Here is a 17,091-nt window from a genome sequence, read left to right as displayed (position 1 = left end):
GGTCATGTCGTGGGCTCGGGGCGGGTACGCCCGCAATCCATTCGCCTCGGGCGTCGGCCCGGAGTCCGGTTCCCTGCCAGGGGAACAGGAACTCCCGCCGCCGATTCCCGGCGGCACAGCGAAGTGGACGTACATCCCAAACCCGATGCCCGCCTATGCCTCACGCGCCTGGGCCGGGAGCGTGTTCCCGCTCCCGTACCCCGGCGGCGGGATCTCGATCCTGCCCGTCCCGCAGGACGGCGTGATGCGGGTGACGGCGTGGTGGCCGAACGCCTCGGTCGTGCAGCTCATCCGCCAGCACCCCGACGGGACATTGTGGCCGGTACGCGGCGGGAATCCGATCACCGTGACCGAACCGACCCGGTACAACTACGCCACCAACCCTTCGGTCGAGGTCGGGTTGCACGGCTACGTGCCGGACGCCGGGAACCCGGTCCTGGTGCGGGTCGCCGACCCGGCCGCGCCTCGAGGCGCGTCGTACCTGACCGCCACCATCGCCGAGGCGGGAGCCGCTGGGGTCACCGTGCCCACCTCGGTCCCGTATGGGCCTGAGGTGACGATCGGCCTGGACCTGCGGATCTCGCACCGCCCGGCATCCGTCACCATCCAGGTGACCTGGACGACCGCCGGGGGCGTGGCCCTTCCCCCGGCGAGTGCGGACCTCACCGCCGACCAGGTCAACGTCTCGATCGGGCAGTTCGCCCGCCACGTCGTCACGCTCGCCCCGCCAGCGGGAGCGGTTACCCCGACGATGAAAGTCCTCGTGGACGGATTGCCCGCGGGCGCGGTCCTCGGACTCGACGGGATCACCGTCGAGACACACAGGACGTCCGGAAGGTTCTTCGACGGCTCGGTCTACGGCGGGACGTGGGTCGGATCCGCCGGCCTGTCGGAGTCCACAGTGGCTCCGCTTCTCGTCCTGGACGACGCCGAATGCCCTCTCGACGTCCCGATCCGGTACCGGCTGGTCAACCCGGCACCCACCGGCGGCACGATGACCAGCCAGAGCGCCACCCTCCTTAGCTTGGGCCAGACCTGGCTCACACACCCGTCCCGGCCCGGTAAGCCGGTCACCGTCCACGTGGGCTCGGTCCCGTCCCGCACCCGCGAGGCCGCGCGCGGGATCTTCTATCCCGTCGGTGCGACCCACCCGATCATCGTGTCCTCCGCGCAACGCCGCGCCACGACCGGCGACCTCACGATCGGCGCCCTCTCCTTCCGCGAACGCGACCACCTGATGGACCTGTTCGCCGACCTCCAGCCCGTCTATCTGCGCACCCCGGCCGAGTTCGGATACGGCGCGGGGATGTGGCTCGCGCTCGGCGACCTCACCGAGGACGCCGGGAACCGCCGCGCCTACCAGCAGACCCGCATCCTCACCGCACCGTTCCACGAGGTCGAAGCACCCAGCGAACTCGCCGTCTGACGGAGAGGTGGGCTCCGATGTGGCCGCTGTCCACCCAGGCCCGGATCGCTCTCGCGCAGTCGCATTCCATGCGAGCTCGGGCCATTGTGTCTAGTCCGTCCTACGGGGTGCTGACACTGCCGATCTCCGGCGGCTCGGTCGAGGTGGACGCCACCAGCAAGGTCCGCCGCACTGCCAGCCTCCAGGCCGATCCGCGCTGGTGGCCGCGCTCGCCGACAGACCTGCTCGCCCCGTACGGATCGACGTGCCAGGTGGACTACGGCATCGTCCTGCCCAGCGGCGCCACCGAGTGGATCCCGCTCATGACCGGCCACCTGGACGAGACCTCCCGCACCAGGCCGGTGACCGGCTCCGGCGATATCGCCGTCAAGGTCGCCGACCCGTCCCAGCGGGTCGCCGAAGACCGGCTCGACGTGCCCGCGCAGACCATCGCCAACGCCCCCGCCGTCAGCGAGATCACGCGCCTGGTCAAGGCCACCCTCGGCCCGCAGCTCGACGTCGTCGACGAGACCGGGTCCAGCGCGGTCGCGTCGGTCATCGTCATCGAACGCGAGCGCTGGGACGCCGTCGAAAAGCTCTCCGATTTCCTTGCGGCCGAGACGTTCTTCGACCCGCTCGGGCGCCTGGTCATCCGGCCACAACCGACACTGTCCCGAAGCCCCGTCTGGACAATCCGGACCGGGAACAGGGGAAGCCTGCTCACCGCCAAGGACAAACGCAGCCGCGAGCAGGTCTACAACCGTGTCGTCGCGTCCGGGCAGCGCAGCGACGGCGTGCCCGCGGTCTACGCCACCGCGACCGACACCACGAGCCCAGCTCATTACGGCGGGCCGTTCGGGAAGAAGAACCGCTTCTACACCTCGGAACTGCTGACCACCACGGCGCAATGCCAGGCCACAGCGGACGCCCTGCTCGCCCGCACGCGCGGCCTCGGCGCACAGGTCGAGATCGAAGCCCTGGTGAACCCGGCCCTCGACGGCGGAGACGTCCTGCTCTCGCTCGACCCGGAGACCGGGGAAACCCGCCACATCATCGACAAACTCTCCATCCCGCTCACCCCGGACGGCACGCAGTCCATCACCACCCGCTCGGACGAGCTGCCCGCCGAGACCTGACCGAGGAGGACCGGCCGTTGAACATCGCCGAGGCCGTCGCCCGCGTCGTGGACGAGGCCCTGACCGCCCGCAGGAAAGTCGGCACCGTCACGGGAATGTCCGGCAACCGGGTCATCGTGTCCGTCCAAGGCGGATCCCTTGAACTTCCCCGGCTCGCCAGCTACACCCCGACCGCCGGGGACGTCGTGCACATCGACGCCACAGTGCCCGGCGCATGGCTGGTGCTCGGGAAGACCGCATAGGAAGGACGAGCAAGCCATGGCCACTACCCTCGCCGAGAGCGCCGAAATCGCCGCGTTCCCCGCATTCACCCGCCGAGTCCTCGCGGCCGTGTCCATTGCGGCCGTAGCCGTCGGCAGCGAAGCCGAGGACCCGAACTTCCCCAACCGGACCCAGCTCCGCCGCGCGCTGGCGACCAACGTCTTCGCCAACCCCCTCGACTACGGCAGCCGGTTCGCGTGGGCCGTGGCGACCAACCCCGTGATCACCCTCGCCTCCAGCGACTCCGATATCCAATACACGGTCAACAGCGTCTGGGACACCATCGCGGGCGCCCCGCCGATCCCGGCGTCCTAGCCCATGGCCGCGCACGCGACGGCGGAAACCCTGGCACAGGCGCAATTCGACCCGACGGCCTACCTGAACTTCGGTGTCTTGGGCCTGCTCGTCGTCTCGCTGCTCACCGGCTGGCTCTGGACCCGCCCGAGCGTCGACCGGTTGACCGAGGAAAAGCAGAGAGCCATAGCCGAAAAGGACCGTGCCGAGGCGCAACGGGACGCCATGGCCCAAGTCCTTCAAGACCGCCTTCTGCCGGTGGTGAGCGACTTCATCACCACTACCAAAGCGCTGATGCCGCTTCTGCACGAGATCCAACAACTCCAGCAGATGGTGCCGCTTCTGCACGAGATCGCCAGGACGGGAGACCACCGTGAGCCTCTTCCGGCGCCACCGGCCCGATCCGCCGCCCGTCAACCGCGGCGACACACCACCTGAGTACAGCGAAGACCAAGTCGAAGTCCTGACCAGCCGCGCCGCCGAACTCCTGGATGAACTGCATGAGGTCATGGACGAGATGACCCGCAAGCTCCTGTCCACCAGCTCCGAAGGAGAAGGTCGATGAGAATCCCGTGGACAGGCCGCCACCCGGAGCGCCGGCGCCAGACAGGCCGACCAGCCACTCAGGACAACGACGTGACCGCACTAGCCACACGGGCCGATCAGATCCTGACCGAGCTGGACGCCGTCGTGAACCGAATGTCGACCATGCTCCGAGAGGCATATCCCGATGACGACGCCTGACCCCGACCGAAGCGAAACGCTGCGGGCCGCCGCCAGCCTGGAAGACACCATGGCCGGACTCCGCACCGACATAGCCGCCCTGAACCAGCGCAGCAAACGCGACCGGGCCTGGATCGTCGGCCTCGCCGTGTCCCTGCTCCTCGACGTCGTTCTTTCGGTCGTCGTCGCGGTCGTCGCCGTCGAAGCGGCCCAAGCCACCTCACTGGCCGAGCAGAACCGACGAGCGCAGGTCTCCTCATGCGACGCCGGGAATGCCGCCCGCGCGGTGTCGGTGTCCCTGTGGACCTACGTCCTCGACCAAGTCACCAAGAACCCGGAGAACCAGACGCCCGAGCGGACCGAGCAGATCGAGCAGTTCCGCCGCTACATCAGCACCGCCTACGCCCCGCGCGACTGCGCCAACCCAGGGAAGTGACACCGTGCCCCTCCTGGTCGACCTCTACCAGCGCTGGAACCGCGTCACCGACTGGAAAGCCCTGTCCGGGGCGGTGTCAGGCGCCTACATCAAATACAGCGACGGCACCGGCGGCGCCCAGGTCCCAGCCGACACCTACGTGACCGGGTGCCGAAACCACGGCATCCCGCACGGCGGCTACCACTTCGCCCAGGCCGGAGACCCCGTAGCCCAGGCCCGTACCTTCCTCGCCCAGTACCGGCGCCTGGGCGGGCAGCTCGCGCCCGCGCTCGACCTCGAGTCCGGCGATATCCCCGTCGCCGCCCGAGCTGGCTTCGCCAGGCGGTTCCTGGAGACCGTCCACGAGGCGTACCCGGTCGTCGTCCTCTACGCCTCCGGATCGTGGCTCGCGTCCCTCAAACCGGACAGCTGGCCGTACCTCTGGGACCGCACCTGGTGCGCGGAATACGGGCCGAACAACGGACGCCGCAACGCCATCACCCACTACCGGGGACGCGTCGACCTGCACCAGTACACCAGCGTCGGCCGGATCGCCGGGATCACCGGAGACGTCGATCTGAACTGGACAGACGACCTCGCCGCGCTCCGGCTCGACACCACCAGCCCGTCACTGTCCGAGGAGGACGACATGCCCGCCATCCCGTACACCTTCGACGGCACCGGTCGCGACAGCAACGGCAAACTACGCGAACGATGCCACGTTCTCCCGATCCCCGTCGGGTCCGTCAGCGCCGTCGTGGACCGGGCCTGGCTGTCGTTCAAGACCGCCATCGGCGCGGCCGAATCCGTCCGGCTCATGGCAATCTCCAGCGGCACCAAAGCCGGATACCCGGTCGACAAAACCTGGACCAACGTCGCCCACGACGCCGCCCGCCCCTCCATCGAAGCGCCGTCCGGAGTGGACCAGTTCACCGTCTTCGTCAAATCCGAGTTCCCGTACGGCCTCTGTGTGGAAACCCTGACCAAGAAACGCTGATCCACGACCCCGCGATACAACGCCCGCGCGTGTCACCTGGTCCAGGTGACACGCGCGGGCGTTCTTTGTCGTTACCTGGAAAAGGAATGGATCGTCACAACGGCTGCGCGGAAACCCATGTCAGGTCAATGAGATCTCCGCAGTCCGTGCATGTCGTCTTGTCCCAATGCCCGCCCGCACGTGCAAGCCACGCGGTTTCCTGGTTGCTGTGTGCGCATCGCTTCGGCAGAGGCTTCGCGCCGTCGCGTACTGCGTCGCGTTGTGCGCGTCGTGAATCTCGGGCCACGTCTATCTAATATCCCTATAACTTGACGACGTCTATCTACTGTGGACATAGACCCCGCGTCCGCCGACTGGGTATCGGCTGGCGCGGGGACCATGCTTACCACCACCCCGCCATCCCTCGCGGAACATGACCAACACGAGGGATGTCAAGCCCGGCGGGAGCGGTCGAGGGGCACATCGTCGAGACGACGACCCCCGCCGGACACCTAATTGCCTAGCTCATTCACTAGGGCCAGGCGAGCTTCCAGGACCGAGCGCTGCTCATCGGGAACCGGTAGGCGACGGGCCACCCCATCCGGGCCGTCTCGGAACGCCCGCCTGCTTGAACCAGTGGAATACTGGTGCAGGAGTCCCAGTTGACCGCAACTCCAACGTCCCGCAGGGTCTAGCCCCGTGAGTAGTACTCCACTGCCTCCCAGACCTTCAGCGAGTTCGGATGGCCACGGGGGATGTAGCCTCCGATTTCCTCGCCGCGCAAGACTTTCCCCAACCAATCCTCGTCAACCCGATCCCCGCGCAGGGCTGCCAGCACGGCGGCCTCCTCCCCAACGGTCGACCAAGACACCGAAGCAAGGCGCATCGAGGCCGAACTACGGCGGCGAGATCGAGATCTCAGGTAAGATCTCTGCCCGTCCAACGGTCTTCCCCCTTCTTCGGCGTCACAACTGCCGCTCCATGGTTCTCGATACGTCCGAGCCAGGGTGTCGGGTTTCTTAGATCCGCTCGATCCCGCGCCGGATCGAGCCGGTTTTCGCCGTACGTTGGCGGAGTCAGGTGCTGGTGATCGTCCAGCGATGTTTGCCCTCGGGGTCGTCCAGCCACACCGTGTTCTGGCCGTCCTTGTCGACGGTCAGGCCTAGCCGTTGCCAGTCGGGTTGGTCAGTGTGGAACCACAATTGGTAGGCCCGTTCGATCGGCTGCCACAGCGAGGTCTTCCCGCCTTCGGTCACCGTGCGCTCCGCGAGGTCGATGCGGGTCCACGAGCCGTCCGGCGCGGCCAGTGTGGCTGCGTGAGGTTGTCGCGTTTCGCGATCGAGCACCACGCCGAACTGCACATGCCGGGGTAGACCGCTGAGTTGTGCGAGGAACCAGATCACCGGCGAGCTCCAGGGCGGGACCGGAGCGGCCGTGGCGAAGGACCGTTCGCCGTCGATCTCCTCGACCCGGGGCACGGAGACGATCTCGTCGTCTTCGTGTCGCATCGCCATGAACGATGCCCACCTGGGTGCGAAACGGCCCTCCAGGATGCCGCCGTCCTTGAGGTGGAGGTGAACGAGGTTCCCGGCGCTGATCGCGAGCTTCAGGTCAACGAGGACCGCGCCACCGGGTGCCAGTTGCTCAGCCCACGAGGCGGGGACCGCCGGGACAGCGCACGTTGCGATCATCCGGTCGTAGGGCGCGTGCTGCGGGAAACCACCCTGACCGTCGACAGCGGCGAGCGTGGGCCGAAACCCGGCACGGCTCAACCGCTCGCCAGCAAGCGCGACCAACTCCGGCTCTATGTCGACGGAGAAAACCTGGTCATCACCGAGGCGATGGGACAGCAGAGCGGCGTTGTACCCCGTGCCGGTGCCGATCTCCAAGACGCGGTGACCGTCGTGGAAGTCGAGCAATTCGAGCATCCGGACCATCAGCTCAGGATTCGTGCTCGACGACGCAGGCTCGGGAAAGCCGCGACGACTGTCCAGCGCCGTGACTAACGTTCGGGGCGCGTAGACACGGTCCCAGCGATCGGTGGTCTCCCAGCTCGTCCACTGACCCGTGTTGTCCTGTTCGTACACGCGCGGCACGAACAGGTGGCGAGCAACTTCCGCCACTGCGGCGTGCCACTCCGGCGTCTTGATATCGCCGCGTTCCCGCATCAGGTCAGCGAGCCCTCGGGCGTGTGTGGTCCAGTCCGATGCGGTCGTCATCGAGGCCCTTTCATGAGCAAGTCGGCGAGGTGGTCAGTCAACGGTGCACCGGTCTCATTCTCGATCCACCCGTACTGTCCACCCGCGTTGATCTCCAGGAGCGTCCACGTGCCGTCCGGGCCGATCACGAAGTCGAGAGCGCCGTAGACCAAGCCCATCTCCGTCATCAGGCGGCGGACGCCTTCCACGACCTCGGCCGGTGGCGTGACCAGCTCGTAGGTGTTGCTGCCGTATCCGGTGCGCCAGTCGACGTAGGCGGACTCGGTGTGCGAGTAGATCGCAGCGGTCGTGACGTGCTCGCCGATGACGACCATCCGCGCCTCGTGTGCCTTCGGCACCCACCGCTGGAATTGGTGCGCGGTGACCTCGACACCAGCCAAATCCGATAGGTCGGCTGTGTCCATGACGCGGGTGTGCGCGAACCGCCGCACGCCGCCCTCCACGATCGAGACCGCGCCGAGCATCTTGTTGACTGTCTTCCCGTCGTCCGCGAAGCGAAGGACGGACTCCGGGTCGTTGGTGATCAGTGTGTCGGCAACCTGCAAGCCGCAGCGCGCCGCGACCGCGAGCTGGTACGGCTTGTAGCCGGAGTCGGCCAGACGCGCCGGGTGGTTGACCCACAACGCCTCAAGCGACATCAGCACGCCGCCGATCCCGTACTTGGCTTCGATGTTCGCGTGCTCGCGCTCGGCGGTGTTGAGCGCGGCAGGGAAACGGTATGCCTTCGGCGAGCGGTACCAGATCGCCTGAATTCCCTCCAGGTCGACCGTGTGGTGGTCGGTGCGCAGGTTGCCGGTCCAGCGGCCCCCGCGCAGCCGAGCGGAGATGCTCAGCTGCGCGGGGAACCAGGCGGTGTTCAACCTGTACACCTCGGCTCCGCGGTCGTGGAGGGCGAGCACCATCGAGTCGGCGCTCGGGTCCCGCTCTTCGGCCAAGATGAGTATGGACATGTCAGTCGTTGTGGTAGTCCTCGGACGGGTCCCCTTCGGAACCGTCCGTGCTGCCTGTGGTGGGCGCGGTCGGCGGTCCCATCTCGATCAGCGGTCGGCCTTCGCCGTCGACACGGATCTGACGTACGGGGTCGTAACTGCTGACCGGGCTGGGCGTCCCGTGGAACTCGATCTCGGTCATCCGCCGGAGGTTCCACGGGCGGATGCCCGCCGGGGACGGAGCCTCATCGGGTTCCGAGGCGACCGAGCCTCGCGACAGCGGGAACCGTGGGCTGTGCGACGCCATGGGATCGTCCGAGAAGCCTGTGACGTCCAGCGTTGTGGTCACGATGATCATCTCCAGTTCTGTGGATTGATTACTCATTACAACCGGCCGATTGCTGTAGCACGTCGGCGCGGAACTTTTCTCACTCGTGCGGTGATGAGGTCAGGTGTCGAGCTGGTGGGAGGACCACGCTGACGATGACCGCGGTCGTCCCGGCCATCTGGTGGACGAATGCCTGTCTCTGGCGCTCACCGTCTAGGGCGGCCGGTCTGACGGCGTCGAGGACCTCGTAGAGCGCGGAAACGATCTCGTCGGGCCGGTCGCTCCGGCGTCGGTGACGTTCAAGGAGATCAGCCGAGAATCCGCTGAGTGTCACGGCAATCGAGTTGCCGAGGAATAGAGGATCAGCTTCGGCGCTCGTCGCGACGGTACCGCCGGGGAGCATCCTCAGGGCGGGTCGTTCGTCCATCTCGTCCTCCGTTCTCGGGCCCCGGCTAGGGATGCGCCGCACCCGGCTGCCAGCCGGATGCGGCGCAAGTTGCACTATGCGCCCGCAGGCAGACCGCGAGCCGTGTCGTAGATCCAGCTACGGAAGTACGGCGAACTCGTGTAGACGGTCGGAGCCGCACCCGGGTACGGCGAGCCCGCGCGGCTGGCACCACCCACCAGCTGAGGCACGCCACGCACGTACTTCACAGCAGGGCCGCCGGAATCGCCGGCACCGGGGCCGTCCGTGCCGTTCGGGTTGCCAGTGCAGATCTCACCGGCGGACTGCTTGGCTTCCGCGCACCGGGCGGGCGGGACCACCTTGGTGGAGAGCCGCTGCAACTGCGTCGGAATGGTGGGCACGGGGTCCGGCGTGTCGTCGCCCCAGCCGAAGAGCTCCACGCGGTCGCCCGGCTGTGCCTCGCGCGGCGCGAGCTGGATCGGCTGGAGGCTCACGAGATGATCGAGCTGCAACGCGGCCATGTCGCACACCTCGGGCTCAGGCTGCGGTTTCGCGCCCTTGCACTTGGGGCCACCCGGAGCGTTCCAATCCCAGCCTGGGTTCACCACGATCCGCGTGACCACGGCGGTCTCGCCGCCTTGGGTACGGTCGTGGGAGCCGACGCGCACGGAGAAGCGCTTGGCGCTGGTGGGGATGGGTAGCCCGCCGTTGAGGAAATGCTTGTTCCCGCTGGCTTTGGCCGCTCCGGCGGGCGGGTCGGTGACGCAGTGCGCGTTCGTGACGATCCAGTTCCGGAAGACCAGGGCACCTCCGCAGGTGTGGCGCGGTTCAGTGATTCCGTAGTCCGGGGCGGTGTACTGGAGCGACGCCATCCACGGCGTGGGGGACGTGGCGGGGTGCCCGCCCACGAGGTTCGGCTGGACGTCCGCGCTCGCCACGCTCGCACCCGCCGTAGCGGTAAGTGCGAGACCGGTTGCGGCGGCTAGGAGTTTGATTCTCAACAGTTCTCTTTCTCTTATGTGTTAACAGAACTCCGGCGGGTCTGGCTGTGCCGGAGGCTTAGATGATCGGATCGAAACCCGGTCAGTCCTGTGTTGAGGGAGTTGGCCGCGGAAAAGACCTTGCGAGCTTGGGCGCAGGTGGTGTCGGCCGGTCCTGAGCGCCTTCTCTGGTTTGACTTGTATCCGATCCGGGAACTGGTCGGCGATCTCTAACGGCTTCCCGAGGTCGCCCCTGACCCTTGGCATCTGCTGTGTGGCCTCGGTCCCCAGTGCGCACATCTCGTGCCACATGTCGAAAGCTTCGTCCCGCCAATGCTTGGTGTCTTCGCGAACTTCGTGAATCCTGCGCAATGCCCTGTGCGCGATGAACCCGGCGCCGACAAGCGAGACAAGCGCGCCGAGTGCCGGGAAGAAGAACACGGCGAAGGTAATGAACGCATCCTGATCAAACCCCCTAGTCATTGCCCGGCCTAGGCGCGAATCGGGTGTGCGCCACCGTCCAGGCGGTACGCGGCATACCGACGTGCAGCGTCGATCAACGACGGGTACTGGCTGTTCAACGTCCACAAACCCAGCAACGCAGCAGAGAACGCGTCCAAGGCCGTGGTGGACGCTTCCTTCCACGCGGGCACATTCGCAACCCAGCTCTCGGCCTGCTCAGGCGCGTGTCCGGCTTCCACCAGGCGCACCGCCAGCACCGCTGAGTCGACCCATGCCGGCGCTCGGGTCGCCCATGTCCAACCGACAATCCGCGGGCCACCTCGTCCTATCAGGACAGACGACTCACCGACGTCCGCGTTCGCGATACTAGTGCCAGCGGACAACACATCGAAGATGTACATCTCCGCATCGGCGAACACGTCGATACGCTGACGTTCCCAAGTGCTTCTCATCTTGTGTCGAAGACCCGCTAACGTCCGCCACGGAGCCTCCCGAGACCATCGCGCTCCGAGACTGTCGAAGTAACTGCTACCAGGGACCTCGCGCACGGCAAGCTCGGCCAACAGCAGCACAAGGGGATAGATATCGCCAGATCCCGGCGCAAGCCGGGCGGGGCGGCCGTCCACATGCTCGTACCCGGTCAGCGCCCACTCAGTATTAAGAGTGCGCCAGAGCAATTGCGGTGCAACCCGGGGAAGAAGTTTGTTCAACCTGAGTTCTTCCATGCGGGCGCGCGTTTGGCTGTGACTGTCCTGCAAGACGGCTTTCACAAAGACCGCTCCAACCTGAGTGAACACGGTGCCGGAGAAGTCGGCCGTTCCGTGTCCCGCTCGGTCCTCGACTCGTATCACCGTGCCGCCGACCTGGTTCTCCACCTCTTGGTGGACGTATGGCGGCAACTCCTCCCAGCGAAGCCGTCCCATCACACGACACCAGAATCCTGTTTCGTGCACATAAATCCTCCCGTGCCACTTCGCGCAAGATGAAGCGACCGAGAACCCAGGTTCGGGGTCACCGGGTCCCCGGTCGCAGTCCAGTTAGGAGAGAGGCCATTCCGCAATCTGGAGAATGGTGTCGAAAAGAAGATCAACGACAGTCATTTCAGGGGGCGGTTCTTGCCCCTTCGGCCATGGGAATCCCTCGCGGGTGTAGCGCATCGCGATCGAGGTCGCCATGGGTTCTGTTCGCAGGCCCACGAGATCCACGAACGCACCACTGTGTCGTTGAAAATATAGTTCGCGATCATCGTTTACTGCACCAGAAAACCGAAATCCCAATTTCGCCATTGCCAATAGGGCCAATGCGTCTCGGGTCGTCGGCGCATCAGGTGCGGTGCCAATGACCACGCCGCTAGGGGCGATTAGGACCGGCCGGGATTCCCGGGGTGTCCAGATCTCGCTGCTTAGCGTGGCCATCGTCTTACCTCCTGTATGGGAGGTCTGACGTTAGAAGTGGATCTGGTCAGGGTGTGTCCGGGTGGACACACCCCGCCACTTTCACCCGATCGGTGCAACTCCCATGCGATAGGCGAGGCCACGCAGGTCAAGCCCTCCAGCATCCCGGCGGGCGACGGTCAGCATGGAAGAGACGGCATCGCGGACGAAGGGATTGCTCCGGACCTGCTGGGGCGTCAACTCCTCTGCCTGCAAGATTGCCTGCATGCCCTCTACGCGCGTGCGCTTATCCTGGAGAAGTCCGCGACCAAGTTCCATCCAATAGGCACCCTGTCGGGAGACCGGAATGGCTTGCCACTCCACTCCGCGCGCAACCTCTGCGATTCCCGCACCCGCGCCCAGCTCGACGCCAATTGCAACCCGCCAGATCCCCACATTGGTTCGGCCGAAGTTCATAGTTCCGGCGCCCCAGTCGCTGTTCGCTAGATCTAGCGCGTCAGCCATGTCGCTGGCTTCGTCAAGGTGGGTATCGGCGCGCTCCTTGTCGCCTTGGGCTGCTGCTGCGAGGGCGGCCGTAAGGTGCGCCATCCCGCGGGATTCCAGGCGCGTGTCCTCCAGCTCAGCCGCCTTGACTGCCAGGTCGTACTGACGACGACGTGTCAGCGACGAGATGTACTGAGCCCTGGTCCAGGCGGCGACGCCACGCCATTCCGGGTCGTCGAGGAGTTCGGCCGCCACCATCACGCGCTCCGCGGCAAGGTAACCGAGATGGGCGGCCCCCAGAGCCGAGGTCACTCGGCCCGTGGCTTGATAAGTGCTGATCAGCGCTTTAAGCGCCTCGGCGCGACGCCGAGGATCTGCCGAGTAGATCAGGAAGTCGTGCATGAGGTCAGGGACTAGTGTCCCCATCTCAGCGTAATCGGAAGTCGGTCGTAGCTCGTGGACCAACCTGTTGAAGTCGCTGCAAGCGACATGCCACGGGCGCGCAGGGCGATCGTCTGGCACCTCGCCGGGCAACCACTCAGTGAGCGTGACTTCGATGGCCTCAAGAGAGGCATGCGCGGTGTTGCTTGAGGCGTCGACCGGGATAAACGGTCCGCCGGCCAACTCCGCTGGATGTATCCGGAGGGTCCGGGCAATGTCTTCGAGCATCCTCCGGCTGTCGACCGCTTTCTCGCCTCGCTCGATTTTGCCGAGGTGACCATACGAGATGCCAGATAGCTCGGCAGCCGCACGCAGGCCGAGGCCACGGTACCGGCGGATCTCACGGATACGCTGCCCGATTGGGATCTCATTGCCGTGGTCCACGGGGATCACCACCCTCACTCGCCAAAGTGCTCTCGGTACCCCATCGCCACCCCAGCCCGTCCGTCTGGGGCTACCTCGGCGAGGAGGTAGTACCAGGCTACCGTCACGCTGACCTCCAGCCGTTACATGTGCGTGGCCCAGGTCACCGGCGACGTGTTGTTGTCCATCCGATCATGTCTCGAACGAACTGCGCAGTGGTGTCTGTGAGTGATTGGTGGTTGCTGGCCTCGTCACGACCTCCGACGAACACGGCGGTCCCCAAGTACGCCTGCGGGGCACGACCCCAATGGGCTGTGAGCACCACGGCCGCGAACAGGTTCGTATCGTGGCTGTGCTCCACGGCGCCGCCTTGGCAGACGTACATTTCCAGGTCAGTGTCCAGGTGAAGCGACAACAACTCGGTGCAGCCGATAGCGCCACGGATACTCATGACCAGCCGGTCTGGTGGGACCGAACTCTCGATGATCTCGCCGGTTGGCGAGACGGCGAGGAACCGGACACCAGTCTCGTTTGTGTACACCCTGTCACCGTCGCTCATCGTTCGAGGCTTGGTCAACCGCGTTGCGCAAGTCGTTCGAGACACTGTTCCGGCTCAGAGCTTCGCCGCCTACCAAGTCTGAACAGCAGGAACCCCCGATGCCGCACGTCGGCACCGGGGGTTCCTTCATGAGAAGCCGCGTCTAGACGGCCTGGATGGTCCACCACCTCCGCAGCTCTCGGCTGTGGTTGAGCAGGAGGTGGCCTGGTACGACGTCGACCACGTACACCCCTCGGCAGAACACGCATGAGGTTCGGGCGCCGAGGCGGGCGAGGCCGTAGACGGACCGGCCTCGCCGTCGCGCGTCCTGTTCGGCCCGGACCCGGACGACGACGTTGTCCAAGATGGCCGCCAGAACCTTCAACTCGTGGTCGGCTAGACCCGTCACGCAGTCCTCGATCAGCGGCAGGTCTGCCAGCCGGAGCGCGGTCATGATCGGATTAGGCTCGCCCGAGCCGCCCTGGCAGGCTCGGGCGGTCACGCGTCCATTCCTTTCGCGGCGAGCCTCCGGACGCTGTCCCGCAGAGCTTCGACATCCACATCGGACTCTTGCGCGACGACCGTCCACTGCCAGGTGCTCCGCGAGACGTAGCCGACCTCGACTTCGTAGAGATCGCGCCCGTTCAGCTTGATGATGATCTTGCGGAACTTGGTGCTGGCGGGACCGAAGAGGAACATCAGTCCGTCCTCCATGCCGATGAGGTTGCGTGCGGAGATTTCAGCGCGCAGCGCTGCGCCAAGCTGGTCCCTGATCACATTGGGGTCCGCGTCCGCCATGCGGGTTTCACCAATCGACCGCCGAACCTCGTTCATGCCGCTGCCTTCCCCTGGTGCTTGCTCTGCCCACTGCTCGGTCAAATGGCCTTGTTCGTCGTATCCGAAGGTCCGGACGCGATCGAACGGGAACGCCAGGAACACCGGATAGCCGTTGATCTGGAAGAGCCGGAAGTCGCGGGTGATGCCGAGGAACCATTGGTCCGGCTTCCGGTCGGTCCAGAATTTGGGGCCATACAGGACTTTGCGGAACTTGCCGTCCTGAGGCGGCCGGTTGTGCCGCTGTATCGCGAGGTGCGGGCAGAGCGACAGTGCCGCGATCGCGCAGTCCTCGTGCATGGGCGGATCGCCGTAGGTGCGCAGGAACATCGACTGCGGGCCACCGAGGAACGCGACCTCCTGATCGAGTTCGTTGGCGCAGAGGCCACACAGTCCGCTTTGGGCGCTTTCGATTGCCCTCACGTCGCTGACGAGGGTGAAGTCCACGTGTACGTAGCCGTCTCCGTCCTCGTGCTCGTTCATCCATGGGATGGGCAGTCGCCTCTGCGGGTCGACGGGCCGCGCCGCTAGCGCGGGGGGTAGTGCCGGATGCATGTGATTCCTTTCGTGACTTGTCCGGGCCGTCCACAGTCCCCTGTGGACACCGCACGTCTGCCTCCCCAAAGAGAGGCAGACGGCGGAATCCACGCGGAACGGATCAGGACTGCTTGCGGAGCCTGGTCACCGTGGCGTGCACACGCTTGCTCGTCTCCGGGTCACCCAGCACTTCGACAACGGCGGCGTGCAGGTGTGACCGACAGCTGCGCCGCCCGCCGTCGCCGTTGTTGAAGTACGTGACGAAGTAGGCGGCCTCCTTGCCACAGGGTCTTTTCGTGTCCCAGAAGTGGGATTCGATCTCGCAGGATTCGGCAGGGATCGAGACCTGACTCATCGGTCGCCCCCGCCCAGGGCGACTGAGCCCATGCACCATGCCGGGCGGCACTGCTGTTTCTCGTTGGAGTAGGGGCATTTCATCCGGTCCAGGGTGACCGTCCATGTCTCACTGTCTTCGGCGAAGACGAAGACAGGCTCGCCCTCCAGGTCGGTCACGTGCTGGTCGCACCAGAAGCTGTACGAGCCATGCTGGACGGGCGCGATGTTGTCCGCGAACGAACGGAACAGGCCAGCGAGCTGCTGCCGAGGAACGGAACGGATTTCGAATCCCTGATCGTTGACGGTCGCCGCGTCTTCGAACCTGCCGCGTACCGTGCACCGGCCATCACCACGGTCGTGAACGGATCCGGTCAGGCTCATCGTGCCGCTTTCGAACGCGAACAGCTCGGGCGAGGTCAGATTGGTCTTCTCCGGCATCAGGACCACTCCCATCCCCGAAGATCACGAACGTCGACGTCCTTGCGCTTGACTTCGGTCACGAGGGAGCGGATGTATGTGCTTGCCAGATTGGATAGTGACGTGTCGTTGCCTGCACTGTCCGGGCAGCCGAGGAACACGGCGGTTCCGTAGTACATCTCATAGACGCCGTGGTTGAAGCCACCCACGACGATGGTGGCGTACTCGTTGGGCATGGGGAGCTGCACGAGCTTCCCTTCCTCGTTCACGTACATCGTGGCGTGTTGTCCACTGTGGCCGAGGCGAACGGCCTCGATGGTGTTGCAGTTGATTGTCGTGTACAGGGCCTTCAGCAGGCCGCGCCCCGACGTGGGGAACTGCTTCTCTTCGATCTCACCGTCCGGGGTGAGAACGAGACTATGGAGTTCGTTCACTGGACGACCTCCTCGACCTGCCACGCCCAACCGAGGCCGAACGCGTACAGCCCGTCGTCGTCGGGCTGGATGACCGCAGAGGGTTCATGCGGCATCTCCGGAACGAACACAAGGACGTAGCCGTCCGTCGTCCACTCGCAGATCGGGGAATCGTCGTCGTTCTCGGCGATCCCGTTCGTCCATGCCACGACCTGCTCGGCGATCGCCTTGGGGAACAACGGCTCGATGTTCTCGCCGATGCCCCGCGGGTCACGCAAGTACGCCTGGAATCGGGGAGTATCTGTTTGTCCCTCTATGTCGATGAACACGGTTGCTAGCACGACGATTGCCGTGCTGTCAGTGCAATTCATAGGTGTCCGGGTCCTGTTCTGTGTATGGGTTACGAGGACCCTCACGACCACATGATGAGCACCCCGCAGCAATCACGCGGGCCGTAGCGCGGGCGCGATGCGGCAAGCGTGGCTATGCGGGTATGTCAACGAAAAGCATGGTTGTGAAGGCTGTCCGGGCCTTGTACCCACCGTGTGGGCACACCTAAATCCTAGGTGCGCCGTCGCAAAACGGACAACAACCGCAACCCGAATGTCCGGACGCGGGGCCAATTTCTCTGATCGTGAAATGGGGACGGCCCCCGAGCGTGAGCACGGGGGCCGCCTGTCGTACCCATACACAAATGGCCCGGACAGAGTCATTTACAGGATCCGACGGAAGACACTCTAGCGTGTCGGCCCTCCGGCGCGAAACCTACGTCTTAGCGAAGCTCGGCGTGAGGATCGCTCG

At 65.5% G+C, this 17,091-nt stretch carries 22 protein-coding genes; 7 read left to right on the top strand and 15 right to left on the bottom strand.

Going from position 1 to position 17,091, the window contains the following annotated elements; genetic code table 11:
• Nucleotides 1–4 precede the first annotated feature (4 nt).
• The 7 genes from AC0685_RS18320 (at nucleotide 5) to AC0685_RS18290 (ending at nucleotide 5,231) form a co-directional block, all read left to right on the top strand.
• Nucleotides 5–1,426: a hypothetical protein gene (locus AC0685_RS18320; RefSeq protein ID WP_478226597.1), complete on the top strand. Its 1,422-nt coding sequence runs from the start codon at nucleotides 5–7 to the stop codon at nucleotides 1,424–1,426.
• Between the two features lie 107 nt (nucleotides 1,427–1,533).
• Entirely contained in the window at nucleotides 1,534–2,541 is a 1,008-nt protein-coding gene (locus AC0685_RS18315; protein WP_478226596.1) for a DUF5047 domain-containing protein, read from the top strand.
• A gap of 17 nt (nucleotides 2,542–2,558) precedes the next feature.
• On the top strand, nucleotides 2,559–2,783 hold the full coding sequence (locus AC0685_RS18310) for a hypothetical protein (protein WP_478226595.1): 225 nt from the start codon (nucleotides 2,559–2,561) through the stop codon (nucleotides 2,781–2,783).
• Nucleotides 2,784–2,799: 16 nt separating this feature from the next.
• The gene (locus AC0685_RS18305) at nucleotides 2,800–3,117 is read left to right on the top strand and encodes a hypothetical protein (RefSeq protein WP_478226594.1); all 318 of its coding nucleotides are present in this window, start codon (nucleotides 2,800–2,802) and stop codon (nucleotides 3,115–3,117) included.
• Between the two features lie 3 nt (nucleotides 3,118–3,120).
• Entirely contained in the window at nucleotides 3,121–3,534 is a 414-nt protein-coding gene (locus tag AC0685_RS18300) for a hypothetical protein (RefSeq protein WP_478226593.1), read from the top strand.
• Between the two features lie 292 nt (nucleotides 3,535–3,826).
• Nucleotides 3,827–4,255 carry a hypothetical protein gene (locus AC0685_RS18295; protein ID WP_478226592.1) on the top strand — a complete coding sequence of 143 codons (429 nt, stop codon included), beginning with the start codon at nucleotides 3,827–3,829 and terminating at the stop codon, nucleotides 4,253–4,255.
• 4 nt (nucleotides 4,256–4,259) lie between these two features.
• Nucleotides 4,260–5,231 (top strand): glycoside hydrolase family 25 protein, encoded by a 972-nt coding sequence (locus tag AC0685_RS18290; protein ID WP_478226591.1) that lies wholly within the window; start codon nucleotides 4,260–4,262, stop codon nucleotides 5,229–5,231.
• A gap of 1,055 nt (nucleotides 5,232–6,286) precedes the next feature.
• Here the strand turns inward: AC0685_RS18290 and AC0685_RS18285 are convergent.
• The 15 genes from AC0685_RS18285 to AC0685_RS18215 form a co-directional block, all read right to left on the bottom strand.
• Nucleotides 6,287–7,429 carry a methyltransferase domain-containing protein gene (locus AC0685_RS18285; protein ID WP_478226590.1) on the bottom strand — a complete coding sequence of 381 codons (1,143 nt, stop codon included), beginning with the start codon at nucleotides 7,427–7,429 and terminating at the stop codon, nucleotides 6,287–6,289.
• Nucleotides 7,426–8,379, bottom strand: a complete 954-nt coding sequence (gene tgmB / locus AC0685_RS18280; protein WP_478226589.1) for an ATP-grasp ribosomal peptide maturase — start codon at nucleotides 8,377–8,379, stop codon at nucleotides 7,426–7,428. Before tgmB ends, AC0685_RS18285 begins: the two co-directional genes overlap by 4 nt.
• Before the next feature lies 1 nt (nucleotide 8,380).
• Nucleotides 8,381–8,707 (bottom strand): putative ATP-grasp-modified RiPP, encoded by a 327-nt coding sequence (gene tgmA, locus AC0685_RS18275; RefSeq protein WP_478226588.1) that lies wholly within the window; start codon nucleotides 8,705–8,707, stop codon nucleotides 8,381–8,383.
• A 79-nt stretch (nucleotides 8,708–8,786) separates the two neighbouring features.
• Nucleotides 8,787–9,113, bottom strand: coding sequence for a hypothetical protein (locus AC0685_RS18270; protein ID WP_478226587.1), 327 nt, complete (start codon nucleotides 9,111–9,113; stop codon nucleotides 8,787–8,789).
• A gap of 74 nt (nucleotides 9,114–9,187) precedes the next feature.
• Entirely contained in the window at nucleotides 9,188–10,030 is an 843-nt protein-coding gene (locus tag AC0685_RS18265; protein WP_478226586.1) for a S1 family peptidase, read from the bottom strand.
• A gap of 533 nt (nucleotides 10,031–10,563) precedes the next feature.
• A complete protein-coding gene (locus tag AC0685_RS18260; protein WP_478226585.1) occupies nucleotides 10,564–11,487 on the bottom strand; it encodes a hypothetical protein in 924 nt (307 codons plus the stop codon).
• An 84-nt stretch (nucleotides 11,488–11,571) separates the two neighbouring features.
• Nucleotides 11,572–11,949: a hypothetical protein gene (locus AC0685_RS18255; protein WP_478226584.1), complete on the bottom strand. Its 378-nt coding sequence runs from the start codon at nucleotides 11,947–11,949 to the stop codon at nucleotides 11,572–11,574.
• An 81-nt stretch (nucleotides 11,950–12,030) separates the two neighbouring features.
• Entirely contained in the window at nucleotides 12,031–13,248 is a 1,218-nt protein-coding gene (locus AC0685_RS18250; RefSeq protein ID WP_478226583.1) for a helix-turn-helix domain-containing protein, read from the bottom strand.
• A gap of 130 nt (nucleotides 13,249–13,378) precedes the next feature.
• Entirely contained in the window at nucleotides 13,379–13,774 is a 396-nt protein-coding gene (locus AC0685_RS18245; RefSeq protein WP_478226582.1) for a hypothetical protein, read from the bottom strand.
• A 142-nt stretch (nucleotides 13,775–13,916) separates the two neighbouring features.
• Complete coding sequence (locus AC0685_RS18240) at nucleotides 13,917–14,255, bottom strand: hypothetical protein (protein ID WP_478226581.1); 339 nt, start codon at nucleotides 14,253–14,255, stop codon at nucleotides 13,917–13,919.
• Nucleotides 14,252–15,070, bottom strand: a complete 819-nt coding sequence (locus tag AC0685_RS18235; RefSeq protein WP_478226580.1) for a hypothetical protein — start codon at nucleotides 15,068–15,070, stop codon at nucleotides 14,252–14,254. The genes AC0685_RS18240 and AC0685_RS18235 overlap by 4 nt, the downstream gene beginning before the upstream one ends.
• 175 nt (nucleotides 15,071–15,245) lie before the next feature.
• On the bottom strand, nucleotides 15,246–15,479 hold the full coding sequence (locus tag AC0685_RS18230) for a hypothetical protein (protein ID WP_478226579.1): 234 nt from the start codon (nucleotides 15,477–15,479) through the stop codon (nucleotides 15,246–15,248).
• Nucleotides 15,476–15,898: a hypothetical protein gene (locus AC0685_RS18225; RefSeq protein WP_478226578.1), complete on the bottom strand. Its 423-nt coding sequence runs from the start codon at nucleotides 15,896–15,898 to the stop codon at nucleotides 15,476–15,478. Before AC0685_RS18225 ends, AC0685_RS18230 begins: the two co-directional genes overlap by 4 nt.
• Nucleotides 15,898–16,311, bottom strand: coding sequence for a DUF3846 domain-containing protein (locus AC0685_RS18220; RefSeq protein ID WP_478226577.1), 414 nt, complete (start codon nucleotides 16,309–16,311; stop codon nucleotides 15,898–15,900). Before AC0685_RS18220 ends, AC0685_RS18225 begins: the two co-directional genes overlap by 1 nt.
• The gene (locus AC0685_RS18215; RefSeq protein WP_478226576.1) at nucleotides 16,308–16,568 is read right to left on the bottom strand and encodes a hypothetical protein; all 261 of its coding nucleotides are present in this window, start codon (nucleotides 16,566–16,568) and stop codon (nucleotides 16,308–16,310) included. The genes AC0685_RS18220 and AC0685_RS18215 overlap by 4 nt, the downstream gene beginning before the upstream one ends.
• Between the last annotated feature and the right edge of the window lie 523 nt (nucleotides 16,569–17,091).

This window comes from Amycolatopsis sp. NPDC043889 (assembly GCF_056435645.1).
Note: the sequence above shows the minus strand (reverse complement) of the source record. Positions and strands in the feature narration are given on the sequence as shown.